At 32.0% G+C, this 23,113-nt stretch carries 20 protein-coding genes, 2 rRNA genes and 1 pseudogene; 4 read left to right on the forward strand and 19 right to left on the reverse strand.

Annotated elements, in window-relative coordinates; genetic code table 11:
• Nucleotides 1–2: 2 nt before the first annotated feature.
• The 6 genes from CCORG_RS06415 to thiD form a co-directional block, all read right to left on the reverse strand.
• Nucleotides 3–878: a cation diffusion facilitator family transporter gene (locus CCORG_RS06415; RefSeq protein ID WP_025803190.1), complete on the reverse strand. Its 876-nt coding sequence runs from the start codon at nucleotides 876–878 to the stop codon at nucleotides 3–5.
• Between the two features lie 124 nt (nucleotides 879–1,002).
• Nucleotides 1,003–1,977 carry an agmatine deiminase family protein gene (locus CCORG_RS06420; protein WP_025803189.1) on the reverse strand — a complete coding sequence of 325 codons (975 nt, stop codon included), beginning with the start codon at nucleotides 1,975–1,977 and terminating at the stop codon, nucleotides 1,003–1,005.
• A 218-nt stretch (nucleotides 1,978–2,195) separates the two neighbouring features.
• Nucleotides 2,196–3,806 (reverse strand): hypothetical protein, encoded by a 1,611-nt coding sequence (locus CCORG_RS06425; protein WP_025803188.1) that lies wholly within the window; start codon nucleotides 3,804–3,806, stop codon nucleotides 2,196–2,198.
• Nucleotides 3,807–3,809: 3 nt separating this feature from the next.
• Nucleotides 3,810–5,204: a replicative DNA helicase gene (locus tag CCORG_RS06430; RefSeq protein WP_265092847.1), complete on the reverse strand. Its 1,395-nt coding sequence runs from the start codon at nucleotides 5,202–5,204 to the stop codon at nucleotides 3,810–3,812.
• A gap of 4 nt (nucleotides 5,205–5,208) precedes the next feature.
• Entirely contained in the window at nucleotides 5,209–6,270 is a 1,062-nt protein-coding gene (gene ispG, locus CCORG_RS06435) for a flavodoxin-dependent (E)-4-hydroxy-3-methylbut-2-enyl-diphosphate synthase (RefSeq protein WP_025803186.1), read from the reverse strand.
• Between the two features lie 74 nt (nucleotides 6,271–6,344).
• A complete protein-coding gene (gene thiD, locus CCORG_RS06440; RefSeq protein WP_172658580.1) occupies nucleotides 6,345–7,142 on the reverse strand; it encodes a bifunctional hydroxymethylpyrimidine kinase/phosphomethylpyrimidine kinase in 798 nt (265 codons plus the stop codon).
• Between the two features lie 550 nt (nucleotides 7,143–7,692).
• Between thiD and CCORG_RS06445 the strand changes: the two genes are divergently transcribed.
• The 3 genes from CCORG_RS06445 to CCORG_RS06455 all read left to right on the forward strand — a co-directional run bounded on the left by CCORG_RS06445 (nucleotide 7,693) and on the right by CCORG_RS06455 (nucleotide 8,973).
• Complete coding sequence (locus CCORG_RS06445; protein WP_172658565.1) at nucleotides 7,693–7,890, forward strand: hypothetical protein; 198 nt, start codon at nucleotides 7,693–7,695, stop codon at nucleotides 7,888–7,890.
• Complete coding sequence (locus CCORG_RS06450) at nucleotides 7,866–8,042, forward strand: DUF4878 domain-containing protein (RefSeq protein WP_152534280.1); 177 nt, start codon at nucleotides 7,866–7,868, stop codon at nucleotides 8,040–8,042. Before CCORG_RS06445 ends, CCORG_RS06450 begins: the two co-directional genes overlap by 25 nt.
• 112 nt (nucleotides 8,043–8,154) lie before the next feature.
• Nucleotides 8,155–8,973: a transporter substrate-binding domain-containing protein gene (locus CCORG_RS06455; RefSeq protein WP_025803939.1), complete on the forward strand. Its 819-nt coding sequence runs from the start codon at nucleotides 8,155–8,157 to the stop codon at nucleotides 8,971–8,973.
• 57 nt (nucleotides 8,974–9,030) lie between these two features.
• Here the strand turns inward: CCORG_RS06455 and groL are convergent, their stop codons facing one another.
• A complete protein-coding gene (gene groL, locus CCORG_RS06460) occupies nucleotides 9,031–10,659 on the reverse strand; it encodes a chaperonin GroEL (RefSeq protein ID WP_025803940.1) in 1,629 nt (542 codons plus the stop codon).
• Between the two features lie 9 nt (nucleotides 10,660–10,668).
• The gene (groES, locus tag CCORG_RS06465; protein WP_025803941.1) at nucleotides 10,669–10,938 is read right to left on the reverse strand and encodes a co-chaperone GroES; all 270 of its coding nucleotides are present in this window, start codon (nucleotides 10,936–10,938) and stop codon (nucleotides 10,669–10,671) included.
• 202 nt (nucleotides 10,939–11,140) lie between these two features.
• On the opposite strand from groES, the gene CCORG_RS06470 reads away from it, so the two are divergent.
• The gene (locus CCORG_RS06470) at nucleotides 11,141–13,846 is read left to right on the forward strand and encodes an AsmA family protein (protein WP_025803942.1); all 2,706 of its coding nucleotides are present in this window, start codon (nucleotides 11,141–11,143) and stop codon (nucleotides 13,844–13,846) included.
• A 356-nt stretch (nucleotides 13,847–14,202) separates the two neighbouring features.
• Here CCORG_RS06470 and cas7b read toward each other — a convergent pair whose 3' ends face one another.
• The 11 genes and pseudogenes from cas7b to CCORG_RS06505 form a co-directional block, all read right to left on the reverse strand.
• Nucleotides 14,203–14,844, reverse strand: coding sequence for a type I-B CRISPR-associated protein Cas7/Csh2 (cas7b, locus tag CCORG_RS06475; RefSeq protein WP_051487291.1), 642 nt, complete (start codon nucleotides 14,842–14,844; stop codon nucleotides 14,203–14,205).
• Entirely contained in the window at nucleotides 14,837–15,283 is a 447-nt protein-coding gene (locus CCORG_RS08970; protein ID WP_025803943.1) for a hypothetical protein, read from the reverse strand. Before CCORG_RS08970 ends, cas7b begins: the two co-directional genes overlap by 8 nt.
• Nucleotides 15,284–15,297: 14 nt before the next feature.
• Complete coding sequence (locus tag CCORG_RS08975; RefSeq protein ID WP_025803944.1) at nucleotides 15,298–15,870, reverse strand: TM1802 family CRISPR-associated protein; 573 nt, start codon at nucleotides 15,868–15,870, stop codon at nucleotides 15,298–15,300.
• Nucleotides 15,871–15,872: 2 nt separating this feature from the next.
• Nucleotides 15,873–16,154: a hypothetical protein gene (locus tag CCORG_RS08980; RefSeq protein ID WP_025803945.1), complete on the reverse strand. Its 282-nt coding sequence runs from the start codon at nucleotides 16,152–16,154 to the stop codon at nucleotides 15,873–15,875.
• Between the two features lie 39 nt (nucleotides 16,155–16,193).
• Nucleotides 16,194–16,496 carry a hypothetical protein gene (locus CCORG_RS08985; protein ID WP_025803946.1) on the reverse strand — a complete coding sequence of 101 codons (303 nt, stop codon included), beginning with the start codon at nucleotides 16,494–16,496 and terminating at the stop codon, nucleotides 16,194–16,196.
• Nucleotides 16,497–16,719: 223 nt separating this feature from the next.
• Entirely contained in the window at nucleotides 16,720–16,842 is a 123-nt protein-coding gene (locus CCORG_RS09055; protein ID WP_265092857.1) for a hypothetical protein, read from the reverse strand.
• Between the two features lie 831 nt (nucleotides 16,843–17,673).
• On the reverse strand, nucleotides 17,674–17,937 hold the full coding sequence (locus CCORG_RS06490) for a ComEA family DNA-binding protein (RefSeq protein ID WP_172658566.1): 264 nt from the start codon (nucleotides 17,935–17,937) through the stop codon (nucleotides 17,674–17,676).
• A gap of 431 nt (nucleotides 17,938–18,368) precedes the next feature.
• A pseudogene (locus CCORG_RS09145) lies at nucleotides 18,369–18,578 on the reverse strand (hypothetical protein); the annotation flags it as partial.
• Between the two features lie 157 nt (nucleotides 18,579–18,735).
• A complete protein-coding gene (locus CCORG_RS06495; protein WP_172658545.1) occupies nucleotides 18,736–18,912 on the reverse strand; it encodes a hypothetical protein in 177 nt (58 codons plus the stop codon).
• Between the two features lie 547 nt (nucleotides 18,913–19,459).
• Nucleotides 19,460–19,577, reverse strand: a 5S ribosomal RNA gene (gene rrf, locus CCORG_RS06500).
• A gap of 327 nt (nucleotides 19,578–19,904) precedes the next feature.
• A 23S ribosomal RNA gene (locus CCORG_RS06505) occupies nucleotides 19,905–22,798 on the reverse strand.
• Nucleotides 22,799–23,113 lie beyond the last annotated feature (315 nt).

A 23,113-nucleotide genomic window follows, 5' to 3' on the forward strand; every position in this document is an offset into this window, starting at 1 on the left:
ACCTAATCGCTATTTGAGTCATCTGTTGGATCAAAATGTAAGTTTATATCCCAGTTTATATCTTTATAAGTATTTATAATAAAATTTTCTATTTCATCGCCCATATCGTGAGCTTTTTTAAGTGAGATATTTGGCGTAAAAACAAGGTGAGCTGTAATGTAAGCATTATCACCAAACTGCCTTGTTTTAAGAGCGTGATGACTTGTGATACCATCGTGATCATCTATAAATCTCTCAATGGAGCTTAAAATTTCAGGATTGACTGCTTTATCAATCAACACAGCAGCGCTTTCTTTCATAAGTTTAATTGCACTTATAAAAATATATACTCCTATTAAAACACCAAATATAGCATCTATGATGATAAGTCCTGTGAAGTGAATTATAACCAAAGCCAATATGATACCAACATTTGTAAAAAAGTCAGTTTTATAGTGAAGTATATCGGCTTTGATTATCAAAGAGCTGCTTTTTTTATAAGCACTATTTAGATATAAAATCAAAACCCCTGTTACAATAAGTGAAAATATCATAACATATAAAGCTATATTTACCTTTATAGATTCAGGTGGATTGATGACTTTAATAGCACTTGTATATATTAAAAAAACACCAATACCAGTGATAAAAAAGCCTTCAAGAAGACTCATAACACCTTCTAGCTTCGCATAACCAAAGTTAAATTTACTATCTGCTTCTTGATCAGCCTTAGTAGAAGCAAAGAAATTTGCAGCTGAAACCACACAGTCCATGATAGAATCTATTGCTGAACTAAGAACTGTCATGGACCCACTTACTGCTCCTATTATTAGCTTAAAATTTGCTAGTAAAAATGCCGTAATGCCTGCAATCAATGGGGCTTTATTTTTTATAGTCAAGTGCCATCCTTTATCAATTAAACTATTTAATGATAATTATAGCAATTAAAGATAAATTTAGAACTAGTATTTCATCAAACCCTTAATTATCTCTTTGACCTAAAAATAAATAGAAGAGTTAAATTTACCTAACTCCAAGAAAGCGGTTCATAGTAGCACAGTGAATGGAGCCATTTTGACGAATTAAAACTCTTGCATCTACTCCGACTACTTCTAGATCAGGAAGGGCTTTTCTAAGCGAAGAAAGTGCCATTTGGTCATATTTCTCATCGCCATATGTTGGTACTATAAGAGCACCATTTACAAATACAAAATTTGCATATGTCGCAGGAAGGCGTCTATCAAGATACTCAATAGGCTTTGGAATAAATAGCGGTACAAGCTCAAATCCAGTCTTTTTTAGCTCATCTTCCATAGCTTTTAAAGGCTCATAGTGGATATCGTTTTTATCATCACAGGCAGCATACGCTATGGTATTTCGCCCGATAAATCTAGCTAAAGTATCCACATGAGAGTCTGTATCATCGCCCTTTATAAAGCCATTTTCAAGCCAAATAATAGTATGAACTCCAAAAAGCTCTCTAAATTTTTTCTCAAGTTCGTTTTTGCTAAGTCTGTTTCTATTATCATTTAAAAGACATTTTGTAGTTGTCATCATTGTCCCAAAGCCATTAAATTCAATACTTCCACCCTCAAGTATCAAATCAACCTTTTTTAACTCACCTTTAAAACTTTTCATAAGCTCTTGATTTACAGCATTATCTTTACTGCTATCAAATTTATCTCCCCAAGCGTTAAATTTAAAATCATAACCTATGATTCGACCGCCACTCATAACATCAATTACACCATAATCCCTTATCCAAGTATCATTTGTATCGATTTCATAAAAACTAACTTTTGGATTATCAGCAAAAAATAGCCTAAAGTCCTCTTTATTTGGTGATATTATGGCAACATTTTGAAATTTGGTTATAGTATCTACTAAATTTTTATAGCTATCTAAAGCATCAACTAGATACTCTCTCCAGTCTGTATTATAATGCGGAAGTGATAAGAAAAGAAGCTCTTGCTTCTCCCACTCGGCTATAGCCCTCATAAAAATTCTCCTTAATATTTAGATGAAATTTAACATAACTTTAATTAAAATCAACTAAAATTAGATTAAGTTTTTATATATTTAAAATATGGAGTTTTGTTCTGCTGCTTTACTAAGAACCTGATTTTACTTATTATACTAAATTTTCAATGCAATAAAACATAAATTTAAAATACTACTTATATTTTAAATTTAAATATATGATACTAAATTTATAACTAGTTGGTTAAATCTTCATCTACCTTATAAGCTCCATCTAAAATCTCAGTATAAATTTGATCTATTTGATTAAAAATTTCTTCTTTAAATCTCTCTTTACTAAGCATAAGATCGTTATAAATTTTAGCCTCAAATTCATCTCTATTTAAGCTCTCTTCGCCTTTTGCTACTGCGTAATCAACCCCAAACCAAGTAGCAGTTCCAAAACCAACAGAACAAAGTGGAGCAAAAGGCCCACAAACCACTCCACCAAGAGCCAAACTCCCGCTAAGTGCGGCTTTTGAGCCTACTTTTGCTGCGCTTTTTAAAGCAACTTTACCAAGAACTTTTGATGCGACTAAAGTCGCTGCTGTGAGTTTTAAACTTGTATTAAAATCCCTTGTAGTGCTAAAATCATGGCTAAGATTAAGAGTTAAATTTGTATCTAAATTTTTGCTATATCTTTCTATGCCACGAGTAATTAAACTTTCTAAATTTGACCCAAAATTTGGATCAAAACTATCACTTATAAACTCGCTAAATTTATTTTCTAAATACTCTTTACTATTTTTATTAACCACGCCATGCCAAAGTATGAGATAATCAGTAAAAAAGTTATACCTAAAATCACCCACCTTTTTAGCCAAAATTTTAGCCCCACTCTCATAATACTCATCTATAAATCTTGAAATTTCACTCTTTGTTAGCCTTAAATTTTCATCTTTTATCAAATTTAACTCTTCTTCGAGTTTGACTACTTTTTCTTTGCTAAGTAAAAGCTCCTTATTTCCAGCAAGAACTATTTTTACTAAATTTTCTGTTTTGCTCTGTTTGATTGGTGGCGTGAAATTTAGGCTATTTGCCACTATAAAAGCAAGATTTATATAAGCTAGAGTTAAAATGGCTCCTAAAAAATAGCCAGTCTTTTGTGAATTTTGGGTGCTAATAAAAGATATAAGATACAAAATAGCACTAAAAAATATAAATTTATTTATGATTATTAAGAAAATTCCAGTTATTTTATACTCATTTATAAGCCACGATGAAGTGCTATTTAGATAAAAAGAGTAAGCATACAGCTCATTTATAAAATCCACACTAAAGCTTCTATCTACGGAATTTAAAGCTAGATAATCAAACAGAGTTTGACTAGTTGAAATAGGGGTTAAATTTAAAGTAGCCCAGATCAAACAAAGAATAAAAGATGAGATAAAAATAGTTATGTTTTTTGATAGGATTTTAGCAAATTTTAGATTTTTATAGCTAAATTTAAAAATCATAAATTTAACTATCAAAAAAATAGGCAAAAAAGCAAAAGATATAAACAAAAACTCAAATTTATTAAGGCTTAAAGCACTGAAAACTACGCTAAATCCAAGCAAAAATGACATAGTTATAGAGCGAATAAAAACAACTACTCGCCCACTTAAAAGCACCCTTAAAGAGCCTTTATAAAAAGCTCTAACTTTTAGTAAATTTCTAACTAAATTTATGCCATAAATTTCACTAAATATAACTAAGCTAAAAAGTAGATAAAACAGCACAAAACTAGCTAAATTTAAGCTTTTTAGATTTATTATAAAAAGCATCCAAAGTAAAATAAGAGCTAAATTTAAAGCTAGTTTTTTCAACTCTTACCCGCTAAACTCAACCAAATCTACAGGTTGGCTAACTGGGTCAACAAATCTAGTAAATTCTTTTTGAAATGCTACATTTACAGTTCCAAGCGGGCCATTTCTGTTTTTGCCGACGATGATTTCAGCCTTTTCTTCATTAGCATTTGGTGTAAATTTTGGCTCATAATCATCAATATCTTTACCTTCATTTATCCAATTCTCTCTTCTTTCGTTTTCTTCTTGTTCAGCATAAACATCGCCACGATAAACAAAAAGTATCGTATCAGCATCTTGTTCTATAGCACCACTTTCTCTTAAATCACTTAGCATCGGGCGTTTGTTTGCCCTGCTTTCTAATCCTCTATTAAGCTGAGACAAAGCAATTATTGGCATGTTTAGCTCTCTTGCTAAAAGCTTAAGCCCTCTTGAAATTTCAGCGATTTGCAAGTGCCTTTCGCTATAAGCACTACTACTCATCATAAGTCCTATGTAGTCTATTATACAAAGATTTATCTCTTCGTGGCGACTTTTTAGCTTTCTTAGCTGAGTGCGAATTTGGTGGATATTTACATAGCTATTATCATAAACAAAAAATTTCCTACTCTCCATATAATCACACTCATCACCAAATCTACTCCACTGCTCATCATCAAGTCTAGCATTCATTATGCTTGATAAAGGAATGGTTGTTCTTGCACTTATCATTCTTAGCATTAGCTGGCTAGCTGGCATTTCAAGAGAAAAAAATACAACTCCTTTTCCTTGGTCTAAAACTTTTTGTATCAAATTTAAAGCAAATGCTGTTTTTCCCATACCAGGACGGGCTGCGACTATGATAAGTTCGCCATCTTTAAAGCCCTTAGTATACTCATTTAGATACCTAAATCCAGTGTCAAGCCCCACAAGGTCCCTATCAGCTGCTTCTTTTTGCTTTTTCATCTCAAGCATAACTTCATGGATGATTTCAGGGCTTTGTTTTATAATACCACCACCCTTTTCTTCTACAAGCGCGTAAAGCTCAGAACTTAGTTCATCAACCATATCTTTTGAAGGTGTTGTCTCACTTACTTTATTTGGAATTTTATGAGCGATTTTAATAAGTGAGCGTTTTATGCTTTTCTCTTTTAGTTCTGTGGCGTATTTTTCTGTATCAATGATAGAATTTGTAGCCATTATATCGCTAAAAATTTGCTCATCATAGCGATTTCTAAGGCGTTTTTTAACAAATGTATAATCAATTGGCTCATCGCTATTTACACACTCTACAATGGCTAAAAACACATCAGCATGCCCTTTTAAATAAAAATCGCTCTCTTTTATAAGCCCATAAACTTCACTAAATGCATCCTCATTTTGCATCAAAGAACTAAGAATTGACCTTTCCATATCAAGGTCATATAAATTTGAAGGAATCAACTTATCCACGTCTTTTTACCTCATCTTCTACTTCAGCTAAAAACCGCTCCACAAGCTCATCTTCTTTAAGTTTTGCTACAACTTCACCGTGTCTCATAACAAATCCTTGCCCTTTGCCAAAAGCTATAGCCACATCAGCGCCTTTTGCTTCACCTAAAGCATTTACAACGCATCCCATTACAGAGATGTTAAGCGGAGCTGTTATGTGTTTGGTTTTTTCTTCTACTATTTTTACTGCTTTTACAAGATCACTTTGAAGTCTGCCACAAGTTGGACATGATATGATATTTACTCCACTTGGCTGAATTTCTGTATCTTGAAGTATAGCACGAGCTACTTTTATCTCTTCTTCTAACTCACCTGTGATACTAACTCTCATCGTATCTCCGATTCCTTCTAAAAGAAGTCCACCTAAAGCTATAGAGCTTTTTATAGTCGCATGAAAAGTAGTCCCTGCTTCAGTAACCCCTAAATGAAATGGATAATCACACTTTGGACGAAGGGCTCTATAAGCTGCCATTGTGCTAGGTACATCACTACTTTTTAAAGAAATAGCAATATCTGTAAAGTCAAAGTCTTCTAACAACTTAAAGTTATACTCAGCTGAAGCTAACATTCCATCGACGCTTCTTCCGTATTTATCTTCAAACTGTTCTTCTAAGCTTCCTGAATTTACACCGATTCTTATGGGTAAATTTCTCTCTTTACAAGCATCAACTACAGCTTTAATTCTCTCCTTGCCACCTATATTTCCTGGATTTATACGAATAGCATCGACAAAAGGAGCAACCCTTAAAGCGTGCTTATAATTAAAGTGAATATCAGCAATGATTGGAAGTGGGCTTGACTCTTTTATCTTAGCTAAAGAAAAAGCATCTTCTTCATTTAAAACCGCACATCTAACAATATCACAACCTGCAAAATATAGTCTATTAATTTGTTCTAAAGTAGCTTTTATATCTTTGGTTTTTGAAAAAGTCATTGACTGAACGCTTATCTTAGAATCCCCACCAACAGCTACATCACCAACAAAAAGCTTTTTAGTTTTATATCTTTTTACCATAAATTTCCTTTGTGTGATTTTACAAATTTATGAGTTATAAAGGGCTGAAATTTCAGAAATTTCAGCCAAATTTGCTAGTTATAGAAATTATAAAAATGATTGACTGGATTACAACCTGAGCCTATAAGAGGTGCTGTTTTAATCGCTTCAAATACATACTCTTGTGCATTTTTAACAGCATCTTTTAAACTAAGACCATTTGCTAAATTTGCCGCTATTGCACTTGAGAGTGAACATCCTGAACCATGAGTTGAGTTAGTATCAAGCCTTTTTGTTGTAAGTTCTAAAAATTCATCACCATCATAGAAAATATCCACACTTTTACCATCAATATCACCAAGTTTTAAAAACACAGCTTTTGTGCCAAGTTTTAAAAGCTCTTTGGCTGCATTTTTAGCACTATCAACGCAGTTAACTTTTATACCTGTTATCTCACTAGCTTCAAAACGGTTTGGAGTAATGATAGTAGCAAGTGGAAAAAGATATTCAACAATTGCTTTTTTACTATCGCCTTCAAGCCATATATCACCGTTTTTACACGCCATAACTGGGTCTAAAACAACAGCTGGAAGTTTGCCACTATCTTTTAAATTCTGTAAAGATGAAGCGACTGTTTTTATAATATCTACACTTGGAACAACGCCGATTTTAACTGCATTTACCTTAATATCATCAAATATTGCTTTTATTCCATCAGCTATTATTTTAGTATCAACTAAATCCATGCCATAAATTCCTTGTGTATTTTGTGCAGTCGTAGCTGTCACAACACCCATAGCATAAGTTTGATGAGCTATAAAAACCTTTAAATCTGCTATAAGCCCTGCTCCGCCACTTGGATCAACTCCTGCTATACTTAAAACATTTTTCATATTTTTCACCATTTTCTCCTAAATTTAAAATCTCAAATAATACCATAAATTTAATAAATTTCAGGACTAACTAAAAAATAGCAAGATTGGCAATTTTAGGATAAATTTAGATGAAATAGCTTTATCTTATATTATATTATATTATTATGACTTTTATAGACCTTGATTTTAACACCATTTAAAATCACACCATTTTCTATCTATATTTTATAAATTTAGTTTTGAATTTTTATATTCTACATTACTAAATTTACAATTTTTTGTAAATTTAGTATATAATATCAACTAAAATTCATCTTTAAACTTAAATATATTTATATCTAATAAAATTAAAGGAGAAAAAATAGTAGAAAATTATAAAAATTTAAGTTTGATTAAAATATGATGCGAAATTTAGTTGGAAATTTTATAAATAATTCTCATTAAATATAAAAAGCATCTATTCAAAAGGGTATTTAGTAAAATAAATTTAAATATTAATATGTAATTTTATAAAAAGGATATGAAATAAGAAAAATTTTAATACTTTTAGTTTTAGTTATTTTCGGCTTTGGGTTTTATAAATGATAGTACTTCTTCGGCTAGAAATGTGGCGTTTTCATATTATAATAATATTTATAATGACAAATTTGATGAAAGCTTAAAGCTTATAAAATTTTCAGGAAAAATTCCAAATAAAGCTATATTTAAAACAATAAAAATTCACTTTGAAACTGCAAGAGAGTGGGCAAAAAACAAGGTGGTGTAAAAAATATAACCCTAAGTGATAGCTTTAAATTACCAAATCATAAATTGCATTTTAAATTTGAAATAGAGTATAAAAATAGCTTAAAAGACAAAGATGAAATAGAGCTTGTAAAGGATAAAGATAGCTGGAAAGTGTTTTATTTCATACCGTAAAATAAATAGAATTTTACTTATATATTTTATAAAATTTTAAGCATAATTTAAAGATTATTGTGATAGATTACGGTAAAAAATATTTCAATATTATTATAATCAAGGGGTTATTATGAGAAAAGTTATTTTACTTTTATCTATACTAGCAGTTGGAGTTTTTGGAGCTACACTAAGTGAAATAAAAAGTAGCAATACCATTAAAATAGGCGTAAGAAAGGATTTTCCTCCATTTGGAAATCTTGAAAATGGTGAACTTAGCGGTTTTGAAGTTGAACTTGCAAAAGAGGTAGGAAAGCACATTGTTGGCGAAGGCGGAAATATAACATTAGTACCACTAAGTGCAAAAGACAGAATCCCAATGCTTCAAAGTGGTCAAATAGATGTCGTTATAGCTCAATTTACTGCCACTCCTGAAAGAGAAAAAGTTGTTGATTTTACTATTCCCTACTTTGCAGATACCATGTCAATCATATCAAGCGCAGATTTACAAGCAAAAAGTGTTAATAATTTCAAATCTTTACTTGTAATACCTGGAAGTACTTCTGAGGAGTATATAAAGCAAAAAGCACAAAATTTTAGAAATATCACTATAAAAAATTGTGAAAATTTAATGGATTGCTATGGCAAACTACAAAATGGTGAAGCAGATGGATACTTTCATACAACATTTGCTATCGCAGCAATTCCAGTACTTAACAATAAATATCAAATTTCAGTAAAATCAGTTGGTATTCCAAGCTTTATAGCTGCTGGCGTATCAAAAGGAAATGATGAGTTAAAAGCAGCTGTGACAAATGCTATTTTGGAGATTAGTAAAGGTGGATTTTTTAAAGATGCTTATGATAAAACAATAAATATTTATTACAAAGGAACACTAGATAAAAATATGTTTTTACTAGATGATATTTATAAAGCTTTTATGTATAACTAAAAAATTAAATTTACAAAGTACTCCATTAAAATTTAATGGAGTACAGTTAAAACGGGCTTACATCATTCCGCCCATACCACCCATTCCACTCATATCTGGCATAGCAGGCTTATCTTCTTTAATATCTGTAACTGTTGCTTCAGTAGTTAAAAGCATACTCGCTACGCTTACTGCGTTTTGAAGTGCTACACGACTTACTTTAACTGGGTCAATAATACCAGCTTCAAACATATTTACATACTCACCACTTGCTGCATCAAAGCCAAGCTTATCATCGCTGTTAGTTTCAATCTCGTGAGCAACAACACCACCATCAAAGCCAGCATTTTGTGCGATTTGGCGAAGTGGAGCAAAAAGAGCTCTTTTTACTATGTCAGCACCTATTTTTTCATCACCTTTTAGATCAAGGTTTACTTTTTTACTAGCTTTAATAAGTGCTGAACCACCACCAATTACAACACCTTCTTCAACAGCTGCTTTTGTAGCAGATAGTGCATCATCAACTCTATCTTTTTTCTCTTTCATCTCTGTTTCAGTTGCAGCACCTACTTTAATAACAGCAACACCACCGCTTAGCTTTGCAAGTCTTTCTTCAAGTTTTTCTCTATCATAATCTGAAGTTGTATCGGCAATTTGAGATTTAATCTGAGCTACTCTTGCATCGATTGATTCTTTATCGCCTTTACCATTTACGATAATTGTATTATCTTTATCAATAACAATGCTCTCAGCTTCACCAAGATCTTCTAAACTTGCACTTTCTAAAGTTCTGCCAAGCTCTTCGCTTACAACTGTTCCGCCTGTTAAAATAGCAATATCTTCAAGCATTGCTTTTCTTCTATCGCCAAAGCCAGGAGCTTTTACTGCACTTATATTTAAAACGCCACGAAGTTTATTTACAACTAAAGTTGCAAGTGCTTCACCTTCAATATCTTCAGCAACTATTAAAAGTGGTTTTCCTGTCTTTTGAACCGCTTCAAGAACCGGAAGAAGGTCTTTTAAGTTTGCTATTTTCTTATCGTATAATAAAATAAGAGCTGAGCTTAACTCAACTGTCATCTTCTCAGAATTTGTAACAAAATAAGGGCTTAAATAACCTCTATCAAACTGCATACCCTCAACAATATTTAGCTCATCATTTATTGATTTTGCCTCTTCTACAGTTATAACGCCATCTTTTCCAACTTTTTCCATAGCATCAGCTATAAGTTCACCAATAGTTAAGTCTGAATTTGCTGAAATAGAAGCTACTTGAGTTATCTCTTTTTTATCATTTACTGGTTTTGATAAATTTTTAAGCTCACTAATTATAGCAGCTACTTCTTTATCCATACCTCTTTTTACCTCTATAGGATTTGCTCCAGCTGTGATATTTCTAAGTCCTTCTTTAAATATAGAGTGAGCTAGAACTGTTGCTGTTGTTGTACCATCTCCAGCCTCGTCATTTGTTTTGTTTGCTACTTCTTTTACTAGGCTAGCTCCCATGTTTTCGATTACATCTTCAAGTTCAATCTCTTTAGCAACACTTACGCCATCTTTTGTGATAGCTGGAGCTCCAAAGCTTTTTTGGATAAGGACATTTCTACCTCTTGGCCCCATTGTTACTTTAACTGCGTCATTTAACTTCTCAACACCAACATATAATCTGTTTCTTGCATCATCTGAAAAAGTTATATTTTTTGCCATTTTATCTCCTTAAGCTATTACACCTAGTACATCTTCTAAATTTAGAACTAGGTATTTTTTATCATCTATATTTACTTCACTACCTGAATATTTACCAAAAACTACTTTATCGCCTACTTTTACAGCCTTACACTCATCATCACATCCAACTGCTACAACTTTTCCAGTTGAAGGCTTCTCTTTTGAAGCGTTATCTGGAATGATGATTCCGCTAGCTGTTTTGTTAAGCTCCTCTTCTCTTTCTACCAAAACACGTTTTCCAAGTGGTTTGAAATTCACTGCATATCCTTTCATATTTTAAATTTTGGCTAAATTCTTAGCACTCAATTTGTTTGAGTGATGAGATTATAGTCAAAATTAGCTACTTTGTCAATATAAAAGCAGGAATTTATTATAAAGTTTTAGTCTTTTACACTCAACTATGAATTTTTTACTATTTACTTAAGTTAGTTAGAATTTAGCCAAATTTAAAGGAGAAAATATGAAAAAATTTCTACTAGTTATGGGAATTCTTCTACTTATAATAGTAGTTGGAGTTTATACAGTTGCCTTTACTGGGTTTGGAAACAACCTTTTAAAGCCAACTATTGAAAAAATCGCTAGCCAAAAGTCTGGTCAAGATATCAAACTTAGCAAATTTGATCTAAATTTTGGTTCACTTGATGTTATTGCTGATGTTAACTCTGAAATAAAGGCTCATATTTCAGGTGATTACTCGCTGTTTGCTCAAAGCTTTGATCTTACATACAAGGTAGATATTACTGATTTAAAAAGCTTTAAAATAGACCTTGAAGAACCAATGGGACTTGCTGGTCAAATTCGTGGAAAAACAAAAGATTTTAGCGTAAATGGGGTAGGAAATATGCTTGATTCTAATGTTAGATTTTTAGCTGACATTAAGGATTTTAAGCCTTACAATGTAAACCTTGATGCCAAAGGACTAAACACTACAAAAGCCCTTGCTCTAGCAAAGCAAAGACCATATATAACTGGGGAGATAGATGCTTTGGCTAATATCAAAAACGGAGTTGGCGAAGCAAACATAACTTCATCAAATTTAGTAGTTAGTAAGGATGCAGCAAAGGACTTTAACATCACAATACCAAATGATATACCGCTAAAAGTAAAATCAGATATAACTTATCAAAACGACACAGTCAAGGCAACTTCAGCTATAAATTCAGATCTTTTAAATTTAAGTACAAAAGAGAGCATCTACAACCTAGAAAGCAAAACTTTAACTACTGATTTTAGCGTAAATATAGCTGATCTTGGCAAGCTTGAGCCATTTACAAAGCAAAAATTAAGTGGTTCTTTAGATGTAAATGGTGCTACAAAAGTAGTAGAAAATAAGCCCAAATTCTTAGACTTTACTCTAAGTGGACTTGGCGGAGAGATTATAGCTAGTCTTAAAGATAGTACTTTAAATGCTGATATAAAAGACATAAAGCTTGAAGGAATTTTAGGGCTTATAGGACAACCAAAAGCCCTAAATGGCGTGATAAATGGAACTGCTGTGGTTGAGAATTTAGACGATACTTCGGATATAAAAGGTGGTGCAAAACTGATAATAAGCGAAGGAAGCGTATCTCCTAAAGAGCTTAAAAAACTAGCAAATATAGACTTTCCAGCTGGAACAAAATTTAGTATCAACTCAGATACAAATATAGAAAATGGAGTGGTAAAAAGCCTGTCTAGCCTTAACTCAAATCTTTTAAATGTCCCAAATGTGGACGCAACTTATGACATAGCTGGCAAAAATTTAGATGCTAAATTTAGTGCTGTGATAATTGATTTAAGCAAACTAAAAGAATTTACAAAAAAGACCTTAAATGGAAATCTAAAAGCCAGTGGCGATGCTAAGATGAGTGCTGGAAAATTTAGCTCTTTAAATGTGAGTATAGATACACTTGGTGGAAATATCAAAGCTAGCTCAAATGGTTCAAATTTAGATGCTACTGTTTCAAGCCTTGATGTTGGTGATATGTTTGCTTTAATCGGGCAAGAAGCCTTAGCAAGCGGAAAAGCACAAGCTAAGATAAATTTAACCACCATAGATCCTAAAAACCTAAATGGAACCGTAGATCTATCTATAAATAGCGGAGTTTTTAACGATAAAGCACTAAGTAAAATGATAAAAAAAGATTTTCCAAAAGGCGTAAAATTTGATATGAGTGCAAATGCTAAAATTTCAAACTCAGTGGCAAATTTCAGCTCTTTAGTAAATACAGACTTAGCAAATATAAAGAAATTTGACGGATCATATAATATCAACAATGGTACTTTAAATGCTGATTATATCGCTGATATAGATAATCTTAGAAAATTTAAATTTATAGCTGGTAGAAATTTAAATGGGACTATGAGCCTAAATGGAAGCATCAAAAAAGACCCAGCAAATTTAGTAGCTACTGCAAATTCAGATCTTTTTAGCGGAAAATTAGCAGCAACTATAAATAACGAAAACGTAATTGCTACTTTTGATAAATTTCAAATATCAGAACTAACTTATATGCTTGATTATGGTAAATTTTACGAAGGCGTGGGCGATCTTAAATTTAACTACAACACGATAAAACAAGCAGGTGATTTCAATGTAGATATAAACCAAGGTCATCTTACAAGATCAAAGCTAACCGATGCTGTAAGCTTAGTAACACAGCGCGATATAACAAAGCAAATTTTTAATGACTCATATGTAAAAGGCGTGATAAATCAAGGAATTACGACATTTGATGCGATGATGAAAGCCCCAAAAATGGATCTAAATGTTAGTAACGGTACTGTAAATAGCAAAACTTCAGCTGTTGATATCTTAGTTAATATGAATGTAGAAAAAACAGATATCTCAGCTACTATTAAAGGCACTACAAAAGATCCAAAAGTTAATGTCTCTTCAAAGTACCTTGAACAAAAGCTTGATAAGGCTATAGGAAAAGGACTTGATAAGATTATGGGCGTTGAGGGTGGCTCAAATGAAAGTTCAAGCCAAAAGATTGATAAAGCTATAGATAAGGGGTTAAATAAACTTTTAGGCATTGAAGAAAAAGAACCTACCAAAGAAACTCCAGCTAGTGGTGAGAGTGCAGAAAATGATGCTTCATCAAACAACTCAAAAGAAGAGCCAAAAAGTGATAAAGATTTAATAAAAGATAGTGCTAAAGAGCTTTTAAAGGGATTGTTTTAGTTATTAAGAGTGCCACTTGGCACTCTTTTTATATGCTTAAATATCATCTTAATTAAAGCATAATTTCAAAGATAAAATGGATATTTATTAATTTTTTCATTCAAAAGTTAAATTTAATGGTAAGTTAGAAGCAGATAAAAGCTACTTTTGCTTCACCAAAGCTCATAAGTGTGAACTTATTAGAACTACAAACTATACTAAGCAAATTTTAAATTTAAAATAGATATAAAGTTTCATAAAGCTATTAAGAGAAATCTACTTAAGTTATTTTTAATTTAGTATTATTAAATTGCTTAAATCCCTTGTAAAAGTGTTATTTTTATAAGTTATAATGAGTAAAAATCTAGGAATTTGACCTATTTTGTCCTTGTGGTTAAATTTTTTGTTCCATTCCAAAGTGCTTTTATGATTTTTTTCGCATCATTTTCACTAAATTTAGTAATTTTTGCGTTATTATTATCAAAAATTCCATAAGTTGCAAAAAATGCGTAATCCAAAAACGCTTCTTCTCTTAAAGTTTTAGCACTTTTATCTTTATCGCTTGCAAAAGCTCCACTTCCTTTTATCTGCTTTTTTGAAACTTTATGAAGTGTTTTTGATATCCTAAACTGCACAGGTCCTGTGAAATTTACACTTTTTACTTTAATTACTTTTTCCTCTTTATCAGAAATTGGCAAAACACCACCAAAAGCACGAATATCAATAAATTTACCTAAAATTTCATTCACTATTTCGCTTTTTGTAGCTTTTATATTGATTTGATTTCTAATTGCTGTTTTACCATCTAAGATATTTCCGTCGTTTTCATATGTTTTTATGAAAATTTCATCTGGATTTTCTTTTATAATCTCATCTCTTATGGTTCGTTTTATTCTCACATCGGTTGCTTCCCCAAAGCCTGTTTTTTCATCGATTCTAGGGGCATTATCGCTTAGCATATCGCCGTTTGGATTAAAATTTTCACCATCCCACAAAAACAAAATTTCTTTTTTAAGCATCTTTTTCTCCTTGATTTTTCTCAACTTTTACATCTTTTATATGTTTGTTAAAATCACTCCCACCCATCGCAAAAGCCACTGTTACATAAGAAGCTTTAACAATCTCAGTATTTACCAATGTCTTTGATAAACTTTTAAGCAATATTTCTCTTATAGTATTTATTTTAGAATTTGTAAAATTTGAAGTAGCGGTTACTTTTCGTATAGTTTCGTCGCATTTTTTATAAATTTTATCAAGTTTTGATTTGTCTATAACTCCAAAATTATTTAACCAGTTTGCAAAAGAGCTTTTTTCACTTACACCAAATTGCCAATTAATAGCAGCACAAAGCATTCCAAGCAAATAAGCACTTTTTAAATTTTCATTTTGTAAAAAATCTGAGTTTTGTATTAAAGAATTTATCTTATCTTTCACTTCCAAGCTATTTAAATTTTCCAAATTTTCCTCCTTTTTTAAGGTAAATTTATTTTATTTATTTCATTGAAAAAAATGATATAAATATTTATCGCATATATGCTTCTACTATAATAATAACCTCTAAAAATATTTTCCCACGAAACAGGTTTTTTATTTTTTAAGTCATTTGTGCCAAAGTTGATTAAATTTGCACATTTATCAAGCAAAATATCTAAATTTAGCTTTTTATCAGTTAGTAAGATTTGCATAATTTCAAGCCTGTCGTTAAATAAATTTTGCAAAAAAATAGTGTTTTTTGCACCTTTGCTAAAAAACGCTTTTATGTTGTATTTTGCTAGAGTTTTAGCCACATAAGAAATATATGACGGTAAAACATCGTCTATGGTTAAAAATAAATTTACAGCTGCGTTTCTTTTTTCATAAAATAAAATCGTAGCTAAAACAGGGTAATTTTGCAAAGAAATACTGCTATTTTCAAGCACCAAATCAATTACTTCTTCGCTATTTTTTATTTTATCCATATCACCCTTATGCGTTTTTTGTAAAATATCTAAGATATCTTTAATAATACTTTCATCATCTGTTAAAAATGTCGTCAAAATCGCCATTTTTATTCCATAAAATTATGTGATAAATTTCTATCCACCACATCATAACCCATTTTTACAAGCTTTGCATTTTGAGAATTTAATGGTAAAAGTCTTGATTTTATGTATTGCATATTTTTTGGCAATTCATTTACCGAACAAAACGCTAAATTTACATCTCCACCGATACCTTTTTGATTTGTAAAAATGTCATATCCATAAATTTTTGATGGAGTGTTTTGAGAAATATGATTTTTATATATTTCTTTAAAATATGAAGATAAGGGCTTTTCATTATATGACAAAGAAAAAAATGTAGCCTTTTTTTGACCTTTTATTTTATACTATTCAAGTGCAAAAATTTCATCCATTTCTTCTTTAAAAAAATTCTCATCTATATTTTGTATAATTTGTAAAATTTCATCTTTTTTTATTTCATCATCGTTAAATTTTGATAATAAATTCTTACAAGCTCTTAGAATTCCATTTATAAATTTAGTTGGATCTGATTTTACTGATTTTGACTTAAAAAATTGATTTGGAAAGAGATTGCCAGAATTTGAACCTATGCTAAATCTAGTAATAATTAAATCATCTTTTGAAATATTTAAATTTGGGATTATGTTTTTAGTTTTGATATCAAACAAATACACCTTAATAGTCTCATATTTATATGCATCATTTTATATTTTAAGCTCTTCATTTTTGTGGATATTTCTGATTCTGTGAAATATTTTTAAAATATCACTCACTTAAAAGCCTTTTTAGATTTTCTTTGAATTGTATCTCAAAAAAATCTTTTTTAAATATAATCATCCTTTAGCAAGGAATCTTATAGATTTTGAAATTTATAATGTATCATTAACCTTGCTAAATTTCTTCCACAAATCCACATCCATATCTCATAACTCCCACTCCAAGCCCAGTTGAGAGTGCTAAATCTATTATGTCGCTATTTGCTTTTATATTCCAAGTTGCAAGGTGAGTTTTCATATAGTTTTGATTATTTCCATAGTAAAATTTCTTAAAATTTTCAAAGTCTTGTGATATAAGTGTGATTTCTACCTCACTTTCGTAGCATTTATTATAAAAATTTCATATTTTTGAAGCAGATTATTTCTCATTATTTCAAGATGTCTAGAATCTTGTGGTTCAAGATAAACATTTCTATTTAAAAGGCTTTTTATCTTGCAAACCACGTATCCTTTAAAATTTATATCAGTTTTATCAGTACGAGTATCACTTAAATTTATAGCAGTATCTAAAAGAGTAATTTCTCCGAGTTTTAAGCCATTTTTTAGGATATGTAAAGCTATTATCTCCTCAAATTCTTTTCTAAAGAACTAAATTTCATAGTTAAAAGTTCGTCATTTAAGCTAAAACAAAAATTTGTTTTTTAAATATTTTACCACTACTATGCTTATAACCAGAATGCTCTTTTTTAGGCAAAATGGAATAGAAAGCCTTGAATAAGCTTTGATAAAGCTTTATAAATTTGAAGATTTTGTGATGGAATTTTGCTTTGTATTATTAGCACTAACACTTCCCTTGCAAAATTTAGGTTAATTGAAGTTAGCTTAAGATATAGTTAAATTAATTTCGAACTATTATTATATTTTAAATCTTAACATAAAATGAATTTTTATTTTAAATTAAAAAATAAAATCTAAACATAAGGTATAAAATAAAAATAACTCTATAAATTTAATAATTTTTATAAGTAAATACTATAAAAATTAAGTCATTATATTATTTGTTAAATTTTATATACCCAAAAAGAGCCCCCACTATTTTAGTAAAAAGCTCTTCTATTTGCATATCTCACTACTTACTTTTTATCTCTGTATTTCCACTTGTTTTAATATCATCCTTTATGCCTTCATAAACCTTATCGCCTATTCCTTTTACATTTTTAATGTCTTCAGGCTTATCAAATTTATTTTTCTCTCTATATTCAATTATAGCCTTAGCTTTACCCTCACCTATACCTTTTAAAGTCATAAGCTCCTCTTTTGATGCTGTATTTATATTAACAGCTCCAAATAACATTGAAAAACTAAATACTAAAAATAGTAGTAACTTTTTCATAAATTCTCCTTAAAATTAAATAAATTTTATTCTATTAAAGGATACTTAATATATTGTAAATTAGTTTAATTTAATTGTTAAATTATTTTTATAGAAATTCTTAATTTATTAAAAGATGAATTTAGAGAGCTTAAAAATGATAAATTTTACAATGCTATAAAAGGGGGTTTCAAAAATCTAAAAAATAGATGAAAGTAAATTAATGAAATTTTAGATTTTTAGTATTGACAGCTAACTTGTACTATTTATAGTATTTTTTATATATTAGATTCTATGATGTATGCCAATAAAAATAAGAGTCTATACTAACAATCCTTTCTTTTTGAATAAATTTATAAATATATTATGCCAATAATCCTTTTTCTATTTAAATTCAGACTCTTTTTTAATTTTTACTATGCTACTAGTAAACGTAATTCAAAATTTACTTATACACCATTAAATTTAGTAAGTCTTTTTTGTAAAACTCCAAAAACTAAGGGCACTATTTATATATCTCATGTAAATTTATTTTTACCGTGATTAACTCTAAAATGTTTATCATATACTATATCTACTAGTCCATCATAACCACTCCAACCATCAAGTATAAATAATACTTTTAGAATCATTTTGCGTCTTATAATACCTTTTAACGTGGAATGATACTATTTAAGTATTTACTTTACTATCTTAAAAATACTTTTCCTTCTGCTTGAAGTTATGAGTTTTAGAGAGGTAAAAAGTAGCTTTTATCTAGCTATATATATTTGTTTCATAAGTATTATAATGCCAGTTTAGAGCCACAAATAATATCCCTCAAAGATACATAATGGCATTTACCACATTCCCCTTATCAGGAAAATTCCTAAAAGAGCTTGATGATATAGCATAAAAACCATCATCTTTACCATAATCAGCCATATCTTGAATAAATCTACTAACTCCATTTAAATCTTGGATTGTATCTGTAAATAAAACTACCCTATCACCCATAACAGCTCCTAAAATTTAAAAAATTATAGCATATTATTATTTTAATATGGATACTAAAATTTAAAGGTGGTGTTAAATTCCAAGTACTACAAAAGCAAATTTAACCACTAAAATAAAGTTAAAGTAGTTTTTTGAGTTAAAAGATTTATAAGTATTGATTTAAAATAATAATACCAGTTAGTTCATATTGGTATTGAATTAAATTCTTAACTTCCTAGATAGGATTTAAAAACTTAAAAAACAGTATTAAACCAACAAAGATTTACAAGTATTAATTTAAAGCGGTAAAAGCTATAAGATTTATTCTACTAGGCTATACACCAAATTTACTTAATTATCCTAATATATTAAAGCAAATTTAAACTATCATAAGATTTAAAAATAGTATAGCTTTATAAACTTATATAAGTTAAAATAGCTTAATTCTACAAACAAACATTCTCTATAAGACTTGTTACAACTAGTAAATAGGTAAGATTATATTTTATTATGTTATTTTTATTAAGGGGTGTTGGTTTTAATGAATTTTAGTAATGTATAATAACGAAGTCCGCAAAGACCTACTTTCCCACATCTCAGTAAGAGAGAGTATCATCAGCGATGAGTTGCTTAGCTTCTTGGTTCGGGATGGGTCAAGGCGTTTCCAACTCTCTATAATCACGGACAATCGTTAAATTAAAGATCTAAGATATAAACTCTACAGTCTAAAAATAAAACTGTAGTCAAATCTCTAATTTAACGATTGGAGTTGTTAAAAGTCAAAAGTTTTATTTTATAAAACTATTTTACTTTGGATAAAGATTTATCCTTAACAAGGAAGTAATGCTTAAAACTATATGATATTTATAATCTCATAATAGCTATTTTTTTAACTATTTTTGATTTTAGGCTAGGAAGGTGAGTAAAATACAAGGGAGCTACCTTATAGGTAGTGACCACAGTGTTTTACGAAACCTGACAACACATAAAACAAAAAGAGTAAAAAATAAAAATAAGATAAGCAAACGAGCTATTAGTACTGGTCAGCTAAATGACTTACATCACTTACACACCCAGCCTATCAAACTAGTAGTCTACTAGAGCTCTTAAAAGAAGATTAATCTTGGAGTTGGCTTCGAGCTTAGATGCTTTCAGCTCTTATCACATCCCAACTTAGCTACTCTGCGATGCTCTTGGCAGAACAACAGATACACCAGTGGTTGGTTCAACCCGGTCCTCTCGTACTAGGGTCAACTCTCCTCAATCTTCTTACGCCCACGGCAGATAGGGACCGAACTGTCTCACGACGTTCTGAACCCAGCTCGCGTACCGCTTTAAATGGCGAACAGCCATACCCTTGGGACCTGCTCCAGCCCCAGGATGCGATGAGCCGACATCGAGGTGCCAAACCTCCCCGTCGATGTGAGCTCTTGGGGGAGATCAGCCTGTTATCCCCGGGGTACCTTTTATCCTTTGAGCGATGGCCCTTCCACACAGAACCACCGGATCACTAAGACCGACTTTCGTCTCTGCTTGGCTTGTTGGCCTCGCAGTTAAGCTAGTTTATGCCTTTATACTCTACAAACGATTTCCAACCGTTTTGAACTAACCTTTGTAAGCCTCCGTTATTATTTGGGAGGCGACCGCCCCAGTCAAACTACCCACCAGACATTGTCCTACATATGGATAACATATGCTAGTTAGCTACCCGAATAAAGAAGAGTGGTATCTCAACAATGGCTCATAATAAACTGGCGTCTATTAATCAAAGCCTCCCACCTATCCTGCACATCTTTATCCAAGTAGCAGTGTCAAGCTATAGTAAAGGTCCACGGGGTCTTTCCGTCTTGCCGCGGGTAGGAGGAATTTTCACCTCCACTACAATTTCACTGGATCCCTCTTTGAGACAGCTCCCATCTCGTTACGCCATTCATGCAGGTCGGTATTTAACCGACAAGGAATTTCGCTACCTTAGGACCGTTATAGTTACGGCCGCCGTTTACTCGGGCTTCGATCAAGAGCTTCGCTAATGCTAACCCCATCAATTAACCTTCGAGCACCGGGCAGGCGTCACACCCTATACATCCACTTACGTGTTAGCAGAGTGCTGTGTTTTTGGTAAACAGTCGGGAGGGACTCTTTGTTGTAACCTCTAGGGCTTGCACCCTGGTAGGCACACCTTATACCGAAGATACGGTGCTATTTTGCAGAGTTCCTTAAAGAGAGTTCTTCCACGCGCCTTAGAATACTCATCCCACCCACCTGTGTCGGTTTACGGTACGGGCAATTATTACTAAACTTAGAAACTTTTCTTGGCTCGACAGTATCATGGGTTCTTCTCGCTCTCCGAAGAGTTTGAAAAGCCTTTAAAGTTTCGGATAAAGAGTTACGGATTTGCCTATAACTCAACCTACACTCTTAGACTAACTATTCCATCAGTTAGCCCCACTAACTCTAAGCGTCCTTCCATCGCACATAATAATTGGTATTGGAATATTAACCAATTTTCCATCGCATACCCCTTTCGGACTTTGCTTAGGACCCGACTAACCCTACGATGACGAGCATCGCGTAGGAAACCTTGGGTTTTCGGCGATCAGGATTCTCACCTGATTTAACGCTACTCATGCCTGCATGCTCACTTGTATTTGCTCCAACGCTCCTTACCGGTACATCTTCAACGCTAAATACAACGCTCTCCTACCACTTAGTAAAACTAAGTCTACGACTTCGGTACTTATTTTAGCCCCGTTATATTTTCCGCGCAAAATCACTAGACCAGTGAGCTATTACGCTATCTTTAAAGGATGGCTGCTTCTAAGCCAACCTCCTGGTTGTTTAAGTAACTTCACATCGTTTTCCACTTAAATAAGATTTTGGGACCTTAGTCGGTAGTCTGGGTTGTTCCCCTCTTGACGACGGATTTTATCACTCGCCGCCTGACTGCTATGATTACACTATAGGTATTCGGAGTTTGATAGGGTTTGGTACATTGGTGTATGCCCTAGCCCATTCAGTGCTCTACCCCCTATAGTTACTACATAACGCTATACCTCAATATATTTCGGAGAGAACCAGCTATCACGAAGTTTGATTGGCCTTTCACCCCTATCCACAAGTCATCCCAAGACTTTTCAACGTCAGCGGGTTCGGTCCTCCGCCGGCTCTTACACCGGTTTCAACCTGCTCATGGATAGATCACTTCGTTTCGGGTCTGCAATATCTGACTAAACGCCCTATTAAGACTTGCTTTCGCTACGGCTCCGGATTTCCTTAACCTTGCCAGATATCACAACTCGCAGGCTCATTATGCAAAAGGCAGTCCATCACACGTCATAAAGAATCGTGCTCTGAATGATTGTAAGCCAATGGTTTCAGGTTCTATTTCACTCCGCTCACCGCGGTTCTTTTCACCTTTCCCTCACGGTACTTGTACACTATCGGTTTGGTAGTAGTATTTAGGGTTGGAAAGTGGTCTTCCCAGCTTCAAACAAGGTTTCACGTGCCTCGTTCTACTCAGGATACTGCTAAGTAAAAAAGAGTTTTCATATACGGGAGTATCACCCTCTATGCTTAAACTTTCCAGATTATTCTATTAACTCTTTTTAGTCTTTATTGCAGTCCTACAACCCCACTAGTAAACTAGTGGTTTGCCCTATTACGCGTTCGCTCGCCGCTACTAGCGTAATCTCTATTGATTTCTTTTCCTGTGGGTACTAAGATGTTTCAATTCCCCACGTTTGCTCCATAACAATGGTAGTATATATCACTATATACTGGGTTGCCCCATTCGGAAATTCCCAGATCAAAGCTTCTTGACAGCTCCCTGAGACTTATCGCAGTCTAGTACGTCCTTCATCGCCTCTACCAACCAAGGCATCCGCCATTGGCTCTTAGTAGCTTACCTTTTTTAACTTCGCAGAGTAGCAAAGCTACTCTTTGCGACAAGGAGTGTAAACACTCCCTTGACCCACCTAAATCTAAATTAAGGTAGATTTACTATGTCGCTTACGAAGTATTAGAATCATTTTATTATGTTGATATTCTAATTCGCATTACTTCCTTGTTAAAGATAAAGTTAAATTTATAAAGATTTGAAATTTAATGATTTATACTATATAGTTCTTATAGATCATATTATAGTGTATCTATTATTACATAGTATCTTTAAATTATATCTTTATGTTTAAATTTAAAACTACTGAAGTTTTAAATATGCTTT

Origin of the sequence: Campylobacter corcagiensis (assembly GCF_013201645.1) — a bacterium.
GTDB lineage: Bacteria > Campylobacterota > Campylobacteria > Campylobacterales > Campylobacteraceae > Campylobacter_B > Campylobacter_B corcagiensis.

Coding starts and splice junctions, on each gene's coding strand:
- CCORG_RS06420 (WP_025803189.1), bottom strand. CDS start 1,977: ATGAGGGCTATAGCCGAGTGGGAGAAGCAAGAGCTTCTTTTCTTATCA.
- ispG (WP_025803186.1), bottom strand. CDS start 6,270: ATGGTAAAAAGATATAAAACTAAAAAGCTTTTTGTTGGTGATGTAGCT.
- thiD (WP_172658580.1), bottom strand. CDS start 7,142: ATGAAAAATGTTTTAAGTATAGCAGGAGTTGATCCAAGTGGCGGAGCA.
- CCORG_RS06455 (WP_025803939.1), top strand. CDS start 8,155: ATGAGAAAAGTTATTTTACTTTTATCTATACTAGCAGTTGGAGTTTTT.
- groL (WP_025803940.1), bottom strand. CDS start 10,659: ATGGCAAAAAATATAACTTTTTCAGATGATGCAAGAAACAGATTATAT.
- CCORG_RS06470 (WP_025803942.1), top strand. CDS start 11,141: ATGAAAAAATTTCTACTAGTTATGGGAATTCTTCTACTTATAATAGTA.
- cas7b (WP_051487291.1), bottom strand. CDS start 14,844: ATGCTTAAAAAAGAAATTTTGTTTTTGTGGGATGGTGAAAATTTTAAT.
- CCORG_RS08975 (WP_025803944.1), bottom strand. CDS start 15,870: ATGGCGATTTTGACGACATTTTTAACAGATGATGAAAGTATTATTAAA.
- CCORG_RS09055 (WP_265092857.1), bottom strand. CDS start 16,842: ATGAAAACTCACCTTGCAACTTGGAATATAAAAGCAAATAGCGACATA.
- CCORG_RS06490 (WP_172658566.1), bottom strand. CDS start 17,937: ATGAAAAAGTTACTACTATTTTTAGTATTTAGTTTTTCAATGTTATTT.
- CCORG_RS06495 (WP_172658545.1), bottom strand. CDS start 18,912: ATGGGTGATAGGGTAGTTTTATTTACAGATACAATCCAAGATTTAAAT.